The sequence below is a fragment of the Streptomyces sp. V1I1 genome (assembly GCF_030817355.1).
Taxonomy (GTDB): Bacteria; Actinomycetota; Actinomycetes; order Streptomycetales; family Streptomycetaceae; genus Streptomyces.
Genome location: NZ_JAUSZH010000001.1, coordinates 5218975 through 5232011, shown reverse-complemented (window position 1 = coordinate 5232011; position 13037 = coordinate 5218975). Strand labels below are relative to the sequence as shown.

General features: G+C 70.1%; 13 protein-coding genes and 1 tRNA gene. 8 read left to right on the top strand and 6 right to left on the bottom strand.

The window, feature by feature from the left end; all coding sequences use genetic code 11:
* The first annotated feature begins 64 nt into the window (after window positions 1-64).
* Together QFZ67_RS24605 and QFZ67_RS24600 are read left to right on the top strand one after the other, a co-directional pair.
* Complete coding sequence (locus tag QFZ67_RS24605; protein WP_307663237.1) at window positions 65-1018, top strand: D-2-hydroxyacid dehydrogenase; 954 nt, start codon at window positions 65-67, stop codon at window positions 1016-1018.
* The gene (locus QFZ67_RS24600) at window positions 1008-2417 is read left to right on the top strand and encodes an amidase (protein WP_307663236.1); all 1410 of its coding nucleotides are present in this window, start codon (window positions 1008-1010) and stop codon (window positions 2415-2417) included. The genes QFZ67_RS24605 and QFZ67_RS24600 overlap by 11 nt, the downstream gene beginning before the upstream one ends.
* Window positions 2418-2535: 118 nt before the next feature.
* Here the strand turns inward: QFZ67_RS24600 and QFZ67_RS24595 are convergent, their stop codons facing one another.
* Window positions 2536-3036 carry a DUF3830 family protein gene (locus tag QFZ67_RS24595; protein WP_307663235.1) on the bottom strand — a complete coding sequence of 167 codons (501 nt, stop codon included), beginning with the start codon at window positions 3034-3036 and terminating at the stop codon, window positions 2536-2538.
* 42 nt (window positions 3037-3078) lie between these two features.
* Here QFZ67_RS24595 and ehuB point away from each other — a divergent pair, with 42 nt between their 5' ends.
* The 6 genes from ehuB to QFZ67_RS24565 all read left to right on the top strand — a co-directional run bounded on the left by ehuB (window position 3079) and on the right by QFZ67_RS24565 (window position 7104).
* Window positions 3079-3960, top strand: a complete 882-nt coding sequence (gene ehuB / locus QFZ67_RS24590; protein ID WP_307663234.1) for an ectoine/hydroxyectoine ABC transporter substrate-binding protein EhuB — start codon at window positions 3079-3081, stop codon at window positions 3958-3960.
* On the top strand, window positions 3957-4631 hold the full coding sequence (gene ehuC / locus QFZ67_RS24585; protein WP_307663233.1) for an ectoine/hydroxyectoine ABC transporter permease subunit EhuC: 675 nt from the start codon (window positions 3957-3959) through the stop codon (window positions 4629-4631). The genes ehuB and ehuC overlap by 4 nt, the downstream gene beginning before the upstream one ends.
* Complete coding sequence (ehuD, locus tag QFZ67_RS24580) at window positions 4628-5278, top strand: ectoine/hydroxyectoine ABC transporter permease subunit EhuD (protein ID WP_307663232.1); 651 nt, start codon at window positions 4628-4630, stop codon at window positions 5276-5278. Before ehuC ends, ehuD begins: the two co-directional genes overlap by 4 nt.
* Window positions 5279-5303: 25 nt before the next feature.
* Window positions 5304-6044, top strand: coding sequence for an ectoine/hydroxyectoine ABC transporter ATP-binding protein EhuA (ehuA, locus tag QFZ67_RS24575; protein ID WP_307665951.1), 741 nt, complete (start codon window positions 5304-5306; stop codon window positions 6042-6044).
* Between the two features lie 167 nt (window positions 6045-6211).
* Complete coding sequence (locus tag QFZ67_RS24570) at window positions 6212-6970, top strand: IclR family transcriptional regulator (protein ID WP_307663231.1); 759 nt, start codon at window positions 6212-6214, stop codon at window positions 6968-6970.
* 60 nt (window positions 6971-7030) lie between these two features.
* Window positions 7031-7104, top strand: a tRNA-Lys gene (locus tag QFZ67_RS24565).
* A 105-nt stretch (window positions 7105-7209) separates the two neighbouring features.
* Here QFZ67_RS24565 and QFZ67_RS24560 read toward each other — a convergent pair.
* The 5 genes from QFZ67_RS24560 to QFZ67_RS24540 form a co-directional block, all read right to left on the bottom strand.
* Window positions 7210-7884 carry a response regulator transcription factor gene (locus QFZ67_RS24560; RefSeq protein ID WP_307663230.1) on the bottom strand — a complete coding sequence of 225 codons (675 nt, stop codon included), beginning with the start codon at window positions 7882-7884 and terminating at the stop codon, window positions 7210-7212.
* Complete coding sequence (locus tag QFZ67_RS24555) at window positions 7842-9119, bottom strand: sensor histidine kinase (RefSeq protein ID WP_307663229.1); 1278 nt, start codon at window positions 9117-9119, stop codon at window positions 7842-7844. The genes QFZ67_RS24560 and QFZ67_RS24555 overlap by 43 nt, the downstream gene beginning before the upstream one ends.
* A gap of 220 nt (window positions 9120-9339) precedes the next feature.
* Complete coding sequence (locus QFZ67_RS24550; protein WP_307663228.1) at window positions 9340-9927, bottom strand: lytic polysaccharide monooxygenase; 588 nt, start codon at window positions 9925-9927, stop codon at window positions 9340-9342.
* Between the two features lie 132 nt (window positions 9928-10059).
* Window positions 10060-11202 (bottom strand): SPFH domain-containing protein, encoded by a 1143-nt coding sequence (locus QFZ67_RS24545; protein ID WP_307663227.1) that lies wholly within the window; start codon window positions 11200-11202, stop codon window positions 10060-10062.
* 151 nt (window positions 11203-11353) lie between these two features.
* On the bottom strand, window positions 11354-12907 hold the full coding sequence (locus QFZ67_RS24540; protein ID WP_307663226.1) for a peptidoglycan-binding protein: 1554 nt from the start codon (window positions 12905-12907) through the stop codon (window positions 11354-11356).
* Window positions 12908-13037 lie beyond the last annotated feature (130 nt).

Sequence of the window (13037 nt, the reverse complement as noted above, 5' to 3'; positions counted from 1 at the left end):
GTAGGTTCGGGTGCGAGCGTGGTCAATCCGTACATGTCAGACGTTACGAAACGGCTTCCGCTTGATGTCCGAACCCACTCTTCTCGTGCTGGCAGCAGACCCGGCGCCCCGTCTCGGGCGGCTGACCGGACGGGTCCGCGTCCAGTACGCCGACGAGCAGACGCTCGCCGCCCGACTCCCGTACGCAGACGTCCTGCTGGTGTGGGACTTCCTCTCCGAGGCGGTGCGTGCCGCCTGGCCGGGCGAAGGGCCGCGCCCGCGCTGGGTGCACACCCCGAGCGCGGGGGTCGACCGGCTGCTCTGCCCCGAGCTGATCGCTTCCGACACGGTGGTCACCAACGCCCGGGGGGTCTTCGAGGAGCCGATCGCCGAGTACGTCGCCGGTCTGGTCCTTGCCATGGCGAAGGACCTGCCCGGCACCCTGGAGCTCCAGCGGCAGCGGCGCTGGCGCCACCGCGAGGGCCTGCGGGTGGCGGGCACCCGGGCGGCGGTGGTGGGCGCGGGCCCGATCGGCCGGACCGTGGCCGGCACGCTGGAGGCCCTCGGCGTCACCGTGGCGGTCGTGGGCCGCACCGAGCGGCCCGGCATCCATGGCGCGCAGGACCTCGATCCGCTGCTCGCCCGCGCCGACTGGGTGGTGTGCGCCGCGCCGCTCACCGATGCGACGCGCGGAATGTTCGACGCGCGGCGCTTCGGTCTGATGCAGCCCTCGGCCCGGTTCATCAATGTGGGGCGCGGCCCGCTGGTCGTCGAGGACGATCTCGTTGCCGCGCTCAACAAAAGGTGGATCGCGGGCGCGGCCCTCGATGTCTTCAGCTCCGAGCCGCTCGTGCCCGACAGCCCGCTTTGGGACGTGCCCGGGCTGATCGTCTCCCCGCACATGAGCGGCGACACGGTCGGCTGGCGCGACCGGCTCGGCGAGCAGTTCGTGGAGTTGTACGAACTGTGGGAGGCCGGAAAGCCGTTCCCGAACGTTGTCGACAAGAAACGTGGGTACGTCCCCATGCATGACGTCTGAGCTGACTGACCTCACCGCACGCCAACTGCTCACCGGCTACGAGAAGGGCGACTTCTCCCCCGTCGACGCGACCCGCGCCGCGCTGGAGAGGATCGAAGTGGTGCAGCCCCTGGTGAACGCCTTCGTCCGGGTGGATGCCGAGCAGGCACTGGCCCAGGCCCAGGCGTCCGCCGAGCGGTGGCGCAGAGGAGAGCCGCAGGGGCTGCTCGACGGGGTGCCGGTCACCGTGAAGGACCTGCTGCTGCAGCGCGGCGGCCCGACCCTGCGCGGCTCCATGTCCGTTTCCGCGGAGGGGAGTTGGGACCAGGACGCGCCGTCCGTGGGGCGGCTGCGCGCACACGGCGCGGTCTTCCTCGGCAAGACGACGACCCCCGAGTTCGGCTGGAAGGGCGTCACCGACTCACCGCGGCACGGGGTGACGGCCAATCCGTACGACATCACTCGCACGGCGGGCGGCTCCAGCGGCGGCAGCGCGGTGGCGGTGGCGCTCGGCGCGGGTCCGCTGTCGATCGGCACGGACGGCGGCGGCTCGGTCCGTATTCCCGCGTCCTTCTGCGGGATCTTCGGGTTGAAGCCGACGTACGGACGCGTGCCGCTGTATCCGTCGAGCCCGTTCGGGACGCTCTCGCACGCGGGCCCGATGACGAAGGACGCCGCGGACGCCGCGCTGATGCTCGATGTGATCAGCGGTGAGGACTGGCGGGACTGGTCGCACCTTGGACCCGCGGACGGAGTCCGCGGCACCCTCGCGGACGGGGTGAAGGGGCTGCGGATCGCCTATTCGCCGTCCTTCGGCGGACAGGTGGCGGTGCGCCCGGCGGTCGCGTCCGCGGTACGGCGGGCGGTAACGGCGCTGGCGGGCCTCGGTGCGTACATCGAGGAATGCGACCCCGACATCGCCGACCCGGTGGAGGCCTTCCACACCCTGTGGTTCAGCGGCGCGGCCCGGGTGCTACAGCATCTCGGGCCCCGGCAGCGCGAGGCACTGGACCCGGGACTGCGGGAGATCGCCGAGGCCGGGGCGCGGCACAGTGCGCTGGAGTATCTGGCGGCCGTGGACGTCCGGATGGACCTCGGCCGGCGGATGGGCCGCTTCCACACGTCGTACGACCTGCTGGTCACCCCGACGCTGCCGATCACCGCGTTCGAGGCGGGGGTGGAGGCCCCGGCGCACTCGGGGCACCGCCGCTGGACGGGGTGGACGCCGTTCACGTACCCCTTCAACTTGACCCAGCAGCCCGCCGCGACGGTGCCGTGCGGGGTGGACGAGGACGGGCTGCCGGTCGGCGTCCAGCTGATCGGCGCGCGCCACGCGGACGCGCTGGTGCTGCGGGCGGCGCATGCGCTGTACGAGTCGGGCGCGGCGACGATTCCCGCGCCTACGCTCGCGCCCCGGTAAGCCCGGGGCTCCGCCCCGGACCCCGAACGCGCTTCGCGCGTGTCCTCAATCGCCGGACGGGCTCAAAATAAGCCCCGCCGGCGATTGAGGCGCGCGGTCTGGGGCGGAGCCCCAGCTCCTACGCTCGGCGGAATGACAGCGTCTCCCCAAGCGCGCCCGCCCGCCACAGGTCCTGGCAGGCCTCGGCCATCCGGTCGAGGCCGTCGACCACGGTGCCCCAGACGATGCCCGGGACCCAGCCGGTGTCGCCGTTGAGCAGCAGGTTGTTGCGCTCGTAGAAGAGGGCGAGGTCGACGACGGTGGTCCGGCCGTGATGGGCGGCCTGCTCGCCGTACCCGTACGACGCCGTGCCCAACTGCACGTCCGAGAAGGTGAAATAGCATAGATCGCCCGGAATGGGGGTCACCGTCGGGTTCTCCAGCGGCGGTTCCTGCTCCGCGAACGCCGGAAAAAGTGCATAAATCTCATTACGGGCATACTTCGCGTGGTAGACGTCCCCGGCGAGCGGCAGCGCGTCCCACACGGCCGCGCAGGTCAGCGGGGCCTTGTCGGTGAGGAGTTTCGCGGTGCACCGCACACCGCGCTTCTCAAGGGCAACGGTCATGTATCGGTCGGCCATTTCGTACGCATACCCCGCGTGGACGCGGGTAGCCGCGCGGCCATGGCTCGAACACCACTGACAGGATCGATTCGCAGACGCACAGTGCTGCTTGGCACCGCTGCCGCCGGCGCGCTCGGCGCCGCGGGCGCGGCCGGCTGCAGCCGGGTGCCGTCGGGTGATGCCCTGGCCCGGCTCAAGTCCCAGCGCACGGTGCGCCTGGGCATCGCGGGCGAGGTGCCCTACGGCTATGTAGACGACCAGGGCGAGTTCACCGGTGAGGCTCCGGAGCTGGCCAGGGTGATCTTCAAGCGGCTGGGGATCGACAACGTCCAGCCGGTCGCCACCGACTTCGCCTCTCTCATACCCGGGCTGAACTCCGAGCAGTTCGACGTCGTCTCGGCCGGGATGTACATCAACAAGGAGCGCTGCGAGCAGGTCATCTTCGCCGACCCCGAGTACCAGATGCTCGACGCTTTCATCGTGCGCAAGGGCAATCCCAAGAATCTGCACACCTATGAGGACGTGGTGAAGGCGAAGGCGAAGTTCGCCACCGGCACCGGCTATGCGGAGATCGAATACGCCGTCGCCGCCGGCTTCCCGGAGAAGGACATCGTCATCCTCCAGGACCAGGTGGCTGGGCTGAACGCGGTCGAGTCGGGCAGGGTCGACGTCTTCGCGGGCACCGCGCTGACCACCCGCGAGGTGGTCAAGAAGAGCCGGAAGGCGGAGGCGACCGAGCCGTTCGCGGCCGTCGTCGACGGCGAGAAGAAGATCGACGGCGGTGGCTTCGCCTTCCGCCCCACCGACACCGAGCTGCGCGACGCCTTCAACGTCGAGATCCACAAGATGAAGAAGAGCGGCGAACTCTTCCGCATACTGCGGCCGTTCGGCTTCACCAAGAACGAGATGACCACGCTCACTGCCAAGGAGCTGTGCCGATGACAGCCGGACTCTGGCAGAACTGGGTGCTCCCGGGCATCTGGATCACCGTCCAACTGCTGGTGTACAGCGCGGCGCTGGCCGGCGTCGTCGCCTTCGCGGTCGGCATGGCCCGCACCCACCGCTCGCGGTTCGTCCGCTTCCTGGCGGGCTTCTACACCGAGATCTTCCGCGGCACGTCCGCGCTGATCCTGATGTTCTGGCTGTTCTTCGTGCTGCCGCCGCTGCTGGGCTGGCAGCTGGTCCCGATGTGGGCGGCAGTGCTGGCACTGGGCCTGTCCTACGGTGCGTACGGCGCGGAGATCGTGCGCGGCGCGCTGAACTCGGTGGCTCCGGCGCAGCGTGAGGCGGGGGTCGCGCTCAGCTTCACGCCGTGGCAGCGGATGCGGCTGATCCTGCTGCCGCAGGCGGTACCGGAGATGCTCCCGCCGTTCTGCAATCTGCTGGTCGAGCTGCTCAAGGGCACGGCGCTGGTGTCGCTGCTGGGCGTGGGCGACGTCTCCTTCGCGGCGTACCTGGTGCGGCTCGCGACGCAGGAGAGCGCGCAGATCTACACCATCAGCCTGGTCATCTACTTCGTGCTCGCGTTCGGCATCACGCGCTCCATGAAGGCTTTCGAGAAGAAGGCCAAGAGCAATATCGGCGTCGCGATCTCCGGAGGTGGCGCGAAGTGAACTGGGACTGGTCCGCGGTCGCGGACTTCATGCCGCGCTTCTGGGACGGCGTGCTCATCACGCTGCAGATCCTGGTGCTCGGCTCGCTGATCTCCTTCACGCTCGGCCTGGTCTGGGCGATCGGATTCAGGGCGCCGACCCGTTTCGTACGGTGGCCGGTGAACCTCGTCACGGAGTTCATCCGCACCACGCCGCTGCTGGTGCAGCTCTTCTTCCTCTTCTTCGTACTGCCGGAGTGGGGCGTGCAGTTCTCGGCGCTGACCACCGGCACGATCGCGATCGGGCTGCACTACTCGACGTACACCGCACAGGTCTACCGGGCCGGCATCGAAGCCGTGCCGGCCGGTCAGTGGGAGGCGGCGACGGCGCTGAGCCTGCCCGCCCACCGCACCTGGTTCGCGGTGATCCTGCCGCAGGCGATCCGGCGCATCACGCCGGCACTGGGCAACTACGTCATCGCGATGCTGAAGGACACACCGCTTCTCGCCGCGATCGGCGTACTGGAGATGCTGCAGCAGTCGCGGCTGGAGAGCGCGTCGACGTTCCAGTACACCGAGCCGCTGACCGTGATCGGCATCGCCTTCATCCTCATCGCCTACCCGGCTTCTCTTCTCGTACGAACCTTGGAGCGCCGCCTTGTCCGCTGACACCCGCCCCGACACTTCTCCCGACATGTCCAAGGAACTGATCCGCTTCGAGAATGTGACGAAGCGCTTCGGCGACAACACCGTGCTGGACGACCTCTGTTTTTCCGTACAGCCCGGAAAGCATGTGACGCTGATCGGCCCGTCCGGCTCCGGCAAGACCACGATCCTGCGGCTGCTGATGACTCTGGAATCGCCCGAAGAGGGCACGATCCAGGTGAACGGAAACCGGCTGTTTCCAGCCGCCGAGAAGGAGCGCCGCGAGGCGCGCAAACAAATCGGCATGGTCTTCCAGCAGTTCAACCTGTTCCCCAACATGACCGCCCTGCGGAACATCACCGAGGCGCCGGTGAGGGTGCTCGGCATGTCCAAGGACGAGGCGGAGGAGCGCGCGAAGGAGCTGCTCGACCTGGTGGGCCTCGGCGACCGCTGCGACGCGAAGCCGACCCAGCTGTCGGGCGGCCAGCAGCAGCGGGTGGCGATCGCGCGGGCGCTGGCGATGCGGCCGCAGGTGCTGCTCCTCGACGAGGTCACATCGGCGCTCGACCCTGAGCTGGTCGCGGGTGTGCTGGACGTGCTGCGGGACATCGCCCGCTCCACCGACATCACCATGCTGTGTGTGACGCACGAGATGAATTTCGCCCGGGACATCTCGGACGAGGTGCTGATGTTCGACGCCGGAAAGGTCATCGAGTCCGGATCGCCGGAAAAAATCTTCTCGGAGCCGGAGCATGATCGTACCCGCGAGTTTCTCGGCGCGGTGCTCTGACCATTCACTCCGATAAATAGGTGTGACTGTGGCATATGCCAGGGTGCTGAGCCCCAGCCCATAAGGCTGGGGCGCAGCATGAAACTCGCCAACAGCCGCCCCCGAAACGGCTCTTGGCCGCTATCGTGGTACGAAAGCTTGCGGTCACAACCTGCTAGGGGGAAACCGTGGCGCTGAAGCCCGAGCCGACCGCGCCGTTCCACTCGGTGCAATACGTCTTGCGCGTCCTGGAGACGGTCTCGAAGCACGGTGACGGTGTCACCGATGTCCAGGTCGCACGCGAGACAGGTCTGCCGACCGGCCACCTGGCCCCCATGCTGGCGATGCTCCGCCGCGAGGGCTATGTGGAGCAGGTCGCGGACGGCGCCTATGTGATCGGCGACTCCCTGATACTCCTCGGCTCAGGGGTCACCCGCCAGCAGGCGCTGGAGGCGAAGATCCAGGAGACGCTCACCGAGCTACGGGACTCGGTCGGGGCTGCGGTCTACATAAGCCGGTACATCGACGGCGAGGTCAAGATCACGCAGTACGCCGACGGTCCACGCGCTCCCAAGGTCAACGAGTGGGTCGACTTCCGCTCGGCCGCGCACGCGAGCGCGGTCGGCAAATGCCTGCTGACCCAGCTGGACGTCAACGGCCGCCGCGATCATCTCTCGCGCCACAAGATCGCCCGACTCACATCGCGGACGATCACCAGCGAGAAGCTGCTCTTCTCGAAGCTGGACAGCCAGCCCCCGACGGTCCCGATCCTGGACCTCCAGGAGTACGCGGTGGGCACGGTCTGCGCCGCGGTCCCGCTGACGGCGGGCTCGGCGGTGGGGTGCCTGGCACTCTCGCTCCCGATCGAGCATGCCCACCGGCTGCGCGCGGCGGCGGACACGCTGAACCGCAAGGCGGCGCCGGTGGTGCTGTCGCTGGCGATCTAGCCGGGCGGCGGCGGTGTCACGAGCACCCCTGCGGACCAGGTAGTATTTTCGAGTCAGCAGGCGCCGCTAGCTCAGTTGGTTAGAGCAGCTGACTCTTAATCAGCGGGTCCGGGGTTCGAGTCCCTGGCGGCGCACAGACGGGAAAAGCCCCTCGCGAGAGCGGGGGGCTTTTTCGTGCGCCCAGACGCCCGGGCCGTCTCCACTGCACCGCCTCCACGCACACTGGGCGCGGAGGCACCCTAGGCGCGGAGGAAGGCCAGCACCGCGAGCACCCTGCGGTGGGTGTCCTCGGCGGGCGGCAGGTCGAGCTTGCCGAGGATGTTCCCGATGTGTTTGCCGACGGCCGCCTCGGTGACCACGAGCGCACGGGCGATCGCCGCGTTCGACCGGCCCTCCGCCACCAGGGCGAGGACTTCGCGCTCGCGCGGGGTCAGCGCGGCGAGCGGGTCGCGGCGGCGGCGCAGCAGCTGCCGTACGACCTCGGGGTCGACGACCGTGCCGCCCGCGGCGACCCGGGCGATCGCGTCCAGGAACTCCTCGATCTGGCCGACCCGGTCCTTGAGGAGGTAGCCGACGCCGGCGCCGTCGCCCGCGTCGAGCAGTTCGGCGGCGTACGAGCGCTGGACGTACTGGCTGAGCACCAGCAGGGGCAGCGACGGGCGCTCGGCGCGCAGGGCGAGGGCGGCGCGCAGGCCCTCGTCCTGGAAGCCGGGCGGCATGCGAACGTCGGTGACCACGATGTCCGGGTCGTGCTCCGTGACCGCGTCCCGCAGTGCGTCCGCGTCGCCGACCGCCGCGACGGTCTCGTGGCCGAACCGGGCCAGCAGGCCGATCAGGCCCTCGCGCAGGAGGACGCTGTCCTCGGCCAGAACTACTCGCAGGGGCCGGTCGGTTCGCTCTCTCTCGGTTCGCACGGGATCTCCACACGCAGCACGGTCGGCCCGCCCGGCGGGCTGGTGATCGTCAGTGTGCCATCGAGGACGGCGATACGGTCGCCGAGGCCGACAAGCCCGCTGCCCTTGGCCGCGGCCGCGCCGCCGCGGCCGTCGTCCCGCACTTCGATCTCCAGCACCCCGCGCAGTCGGCGGGCGGTGAGCCGCGCCCGGTCCGCGCCGCTGTGCTTGGCGGCGTTGGCGAGTGCCTCGCAGACCGCGAAGTACGCCGCGGTCTCGACGGACTGGTCGAGCCGCGGCAGCTCGACGTCGGCGTCCACGGGCAGGGCCGAGCGGTCGGCGGCGTCGGCGAGCGCGGGGCCGAGCCCGTAGTCGGCGAGCACCTGCGGATGGATGCCGTGGATGAGCCGGCGCAGCTCGGTGAGGACCTGACCAGCCTCATCGTGCGCGGCCGCGATGCGGTCGGCGAACGGCCCGGCGGGCGCGTCGAGGCGGGCGAGCCCGAGGGTCATCGTCAGGGCGACGAGCCGCTGCTGCGCACCGTCGTGCAAGTCCCTTTCGATACGCCGCCGTTCGGCCTCGAATGCAGCGACCAGCCGGGCCCTGGACCGGGTCACCTCGCTCAGCCGGTCGCGCAGCTCGCCCTCGCTGGGCGCGAGCAGCAGCCGGGTGAGCTGCGCCCGTGCTCCGGCCAGCGCGGCGAGCGGATGGAGGAGTACGGCAAGGAGTACGAGCCCGGCCGCGGCCGCCGCCAACGCCTGCGGGTACGACGTGACAAGGAAAGCCTTGGCGACCCGCGCCTCCTCACCGTCGAGCGCGAGCTGCACGGGCGCGGCGGCCATCGCGACGGGCAGCCCGATGGCGACGAAGACGGCGACCAGGTCGAGCGGCCACAGGACGAGCGCGTGCAGGAGCCCGTACGCGAGCTCCCGCCAGGTCGCCTGCTCACTGAGCCGCAGCCGCACCCAGGCGCCGAGACCGGGTTCCGCGGGAGTGCGGTGCGGGCTGGGCGCGGGCCCGGCGTCGACGATCCGCAGCCTGCGCCGCTCGACGACGGCGAGGGCGACGCCCGCGAGGATCAGCAGCGGCAGCCCGACGAGGACGAGCGAGAACGCCACAAGCACGACGAGCGCGAGAAGAGCCGGAACGCCGGTGAGCGCGCTGGTCACCAGATACCCGCCCGAACGCCATGGCCAGGCACTGCGCAGAAAGTCGCCCCTGGTCAGGGCCTGCCAGGGGCTGTGGGCGGCGGTCATGCGCCAACGGTAGGCGCCGACGCGCGCCCACGACCATGGGCCCTGCGGGCGGACGGGGGGTATGCCCAGCCCTACCCCTGGGCCGCGCCCGGGGGCACCCGGCAGTCGATGTGCAGGATGTCGCGGGCCGGCTCGGTCCCGCGCCGGAGCGGGTTGATGCCCGCCACGGCGGCCCCGGCCAAAGCCGCCGCGCGGGAGCCGCACGGTAACTGACTAACTGTCAGAACTGAACGTCCGAGCAGGCGTAGAAGGCGTTCCCCGTGTCGTGCACGGTCCACACCGCCAGGATCAGATGCCTCCCCGAGCGCTGCGGGAGATTACCGGAGTGAGAGAGGGTTTCCGGCGGCTGGTTGCCGCCGTAGGGGACGGTCAGGAACGGCTGCGACTCGAGCGCCGCCCTGGTCAGCGGCTGGTTGGAGTTCCACCCGCTCTTGGTGATGAAGTACTTGAAGTCGGTCGTCCGGTGCCTGGCGGTGAACCGCCAGCGGAACGTGTAGTTCTGGCCGGACGAGACCTTGGTGGTGGGCCATGCCCCGCCGCGCGGATCGTCGAGCTGCGCGAACTGGCCGAGGCCGCCCGCGCAGATCCTTCCGTCTGCGGGACCCGCGCCCGGGAACCCCTTCGGGCCCTCGACGCTCTGCGGTTCCCATTGGATGGGGCCGCAGTTGGTGACCGTACCGTTGGCACAGAGCTTCTGGCGGCTGATGGGGGACTCGGTGTAGCCGTGGCTGCTGGCGCTGCCGCTGGCGAGCACGGTGGTGCCCGCCACGACGAGGCCGACCACGGCCGCACTTATCTTCTTGCGCATGCTTCGCTCCAGGAGAACGTGGGGGTGTTCTGTGAGCCGTGCCGCACGCGTGCGTGTTGTACGAGAGTGCTTGTTCCGGTCTAGACCAAGTCCCAATGTATTGACGTGCGTTCATCATGTCCAGACCAATCGCTAACCCTCCACCGCCCCGGAGCGCCCGTTGTAGAAGGCGACGGTGAGGTCCTTGACCAGAGCGTTGCGCTCATAGGCGTCGAGCTCGACGAGCCCGCGCGCGGTCAGCCTGTTCACCGTGTCGTCCACCGCGTCCACCACCGAAGTGAGCACGCTGTCCTGGTGCTTGGCATCGATCGCCGCGAACCGCCGGCGCTGCATCGCGGCCGCCACCTCCGGCGCGTACTCGATCCCCGTCGGCTGCGCCGAGAAGACCTCGATCCCCGCCGGCACGCACTCCGCCGACAGCATCCGGGTCAGCGCGTCGCCGACCGCCTCGGCGTTGCGCAGCGTGGGGGCCCCTTCGGCGGACGCAGAGGGAGCGTCCTCGTGAAGCACGTCGGCCGTCAGCTGCGAGAGCACCCGCGCCACCGCCGACTCGACCTGCTCGGTCAGATAGCGCTCGTGATCCTCGACGCCGAGCGCCGCCAGTGCGGTGTCCTGGACCCGCCACACCACGAGCACGACGACGCGCAGCGCGGTGCCGTTCGCGTCGACCGCGGGCATCGGATTGCTTCGCCAGTGCCGCAGCCGTACATCGACCCGGCGGCGCAGCACCAGCGGGCTCATCCACACCAGGCCCGTACGCCGCACAGTCCCGCCGTAGTCGCCGAAGATGGTGAGCACCCAGGCGTATCCGACCTGTGCGCGCCCGAGCCCGCCGAGGGCGAAGAGTGCCAGTAGCACGCCGAGCGCGAGCAGGCACCACACGCCGAACCCGATGCCGTGGTACGGGTATGAGGTCAGCCCGAGCAGCCTGGTCACCCGGCCGGGCAGCGCCCCGGAACCCCACAGCAGCGCGCCGATCCCGGCGAGCGAGCAAGCCCCGGCGACCGCCCCGGTCCAGCCGGGCAGCGCGGGCGCGGCCCGCTCTGCCAGGTCGGGGTCGACCGGGGGGGCGGACCGCTGCGGGACAGGGCGCGGCGGCGCGGGTCTGCCGGCCTTGACCTTCGGCTGCTCGCCGGTCCCCTGCCGCCGCGCCACCATGGCGGAGCGCAAGTCGATCTGCTGGGTGTCGTCGTCACGGAAGAGGAGGTGCACCGGGATCTCGGTCGTCACCTCCTGGGCGATGACCGGGGTGCGCCGCGGGCTGTCGGACGGCACGCCGCCCTCCGGTTCCGACGTAGTTGGGTTCACTGCGATTCACCTCGCAAGAGTGGTCTGTTCGGCCCCGCCGACCTGCTTTCGGCGGAGGTCCGCCCCATGGCGGAGCCGCTGTCGATGGCAGCGGCCCCCTGGGGCTCAGGCAAAGAGCTCAGGCAAAGAGCCGTCGCCAGGTCTCGGGCCCGGGAATGCCATTGGCCATGCCGCCGCTCCAGCCCTGGGCCCGCTGGAAGGCCTCGACATTGCGCCGGTCCTCCTCGCTCCACCGCGGTTCGGGGCTCGATGTGTAGTACTTGCCGAAGCCGCGCTTCACCAGCTGCCGGCCGAGCTGGGTGACGTACGCGTTGGACTGTCCGGGCCTGAAGAACCCGCGTCCCGGGTACTCCGGCATCGCTGCCCTCGTGGTGCCGGGGCCGCCCGCGCCCACGGCCGGGATGTTCCTGCCCTGCTTGCTCGCCAGCCGCCGCCAGGTCTCAGGTCCCGGCAGGCCGTCCGCGTCCCTGCCTGCCCAGCCCTGGGCGAGCTGGAAAGCCTGGGTGGCCCGCCGGTCCGACTCGCCCCACTGCGTCCCGGGCCCGTTGGGGTAGAAGTGCTTGCCGCCGCGCCCGGCGAGCATCTCGGCGAGCTGGGTGATGTACGTGTTGCTCGCCCCGGGGCCGAAGGCGGTCAGGCCCGGATAGGCGTCGGCGGACGTCGCCCCGCTCACGGCGGCGGCCCCGCTCGCGGTCGCGGTGCTGGTGGCGATCGCGGTGTCGGTGTCCGTGTCGGTGTCGGTGTCGGTGTCCGTATCGGTGTCGGTGTCGGTGTCGGTAGAAGTCGCGGCGAGGCCCTTGTAGCGGTAGGGCACATACCGGTCGGCGTTCGTCCAGTACCCCATGGGCGTGGACTGCCTGCGGGTGTGCGGCTTCGTCTGTTCGTACGCGATGTAGTAGGTGTGCGTGTAGTCGGTCCAGCCGCCGAAGATCGTGACGTGCGAACCCTTGGTCGGATTGTCCGGGTTGTGGAAGAGCAGGATGTCGCCGGGCTGCAGCTGCTCGCGCGTGATCCTGTTGGCGAATGACGCGAGGCTGCCGGTCCACTCGTTGTCGGCCAGATTCCAGACCATCGAGACATAGCCCGAGCAGTCCTGGCGGTACCCGTCGGACCAGTACTTCTCCATGCTGTACGGGACCTTGGCGGTCAGCCATCGCTTGGCGCGGTTGATGATCTGGGCCCGGGTCATCTTGCGCAGCTTGGCGGGCGCGGTGCCCTGCGTGCCCGCGGGACCGCCAAGCGTCCCGCCGTGCAGCGGCCCGGAGCCGCCCTGCTCGGTGGCGGGCTCCGGGTCGGCGGCGGTGCGCGCGGGTGCGACCCCGGCCTTGGAAGGAGCGGTGCGCGCGGCCTTCGGTGCGGCCTTCGGTGCGGCCTTCGGTGCGGCCTTCGGTGCGGCCTTCGGTGCGGCCTTCGGTGCGGCCTTCGGTGCGGCGGGGGCCGCGTCGGCAATGGCGTGCGGGCGCGCGTGCCCCGCCGGGATGTCGGCCGCGGCCGCCGCACCCGTTCCCCCGCCGCCGAGCACCACGCCCGCCGCGGTGAAAAGGACGAGCGCACGGCGGCAGCCGTGCGCCGTCGGGTGGCCTCCGGCGGCAAGAGCCCGTCGCTGCTGGGCGCACCCGGCGCAGTCGCAGTCGGCAGCGGGCTCGAACTCCTCGAATACCGGCACGGTCATACGTAAACCCTCCGCAGTAATGTCCAAACTGTCCCTTCTCGGCATATTTTGACGGTATGAAGGTAGTAAAAGAGGATCCGACAGGCCGGAATGATCAGATAATGGTCGGGAGCACTTCTCCCCGTCCGGT

Excerpts from the sequence above, each read along its gene's own strand:
- QFZ67_RS24605 (WP_307663237.1), top strand. The coding sequence starts at position 65 with ATGTCCGAACCCACTCTTCTCGTGCTGGCAGCAGACCCGGCGCCCCGT.
- QFZ67_RS24600 (WP_307663236.1), top strand. The coding sequence starts at position 1,008 with ATGACGTCTGAGCTGACTGACCTCACCGCACGCCAACTGCTCACCGGC.
- QFZ67_RS24595 (WP_307663235.1), bottom strand. The coding sequence starts at position 3,036 with ATGGCCGACCGATACATGACCGTTGCCCTTGAGAAGCGCGGTGTGCGG.
- ehuB (WP_307663234.1), top strand. The coding sequence starts at position 3,079 with ATGGCTCGAACACCACTGACAGGATCGATTCGCAGACGCACAGTGCTG.
- ehuC (WP_307663233.1), top strand. The coding sequence starts at position 3,957 with ATGACAGCCGGACTCTGGCAGAACTGGGTGCTCCCGGGCATCTGGATC.
- ehuA (WP_307665951.1), top strand. The coding sequence starts at position 5,304 with ATGTCCAAGGAACTGATCCGCTTCGAGAATGTGACGAAGCGCTTCGGC.
- QFZ67_RS24555 (WP_307663229.1), bottom strand. The coding sequence starts at position 9,119 with ATGACCGCCGCCCACAGCCCCTGGCAGGCCCTGACCAGGGGCGACTTT.
- QFZ67_RS24550 (WP_307663228.1), bottom strand. The coding sequence starts at position 9,927 with ATGCGCAAGAAGATAAGTGCGGCCGTGGTCGGCCTCGTCGTGGCGGGC.
- QFZ67_RS24540 (WP_307663226.1), bottom strand. The coding sequence starts at position 12,907 with ATGACCGTGCCGGTATTCGAGGAGTTCGAGCCCGCTGCCGACTGCGAC.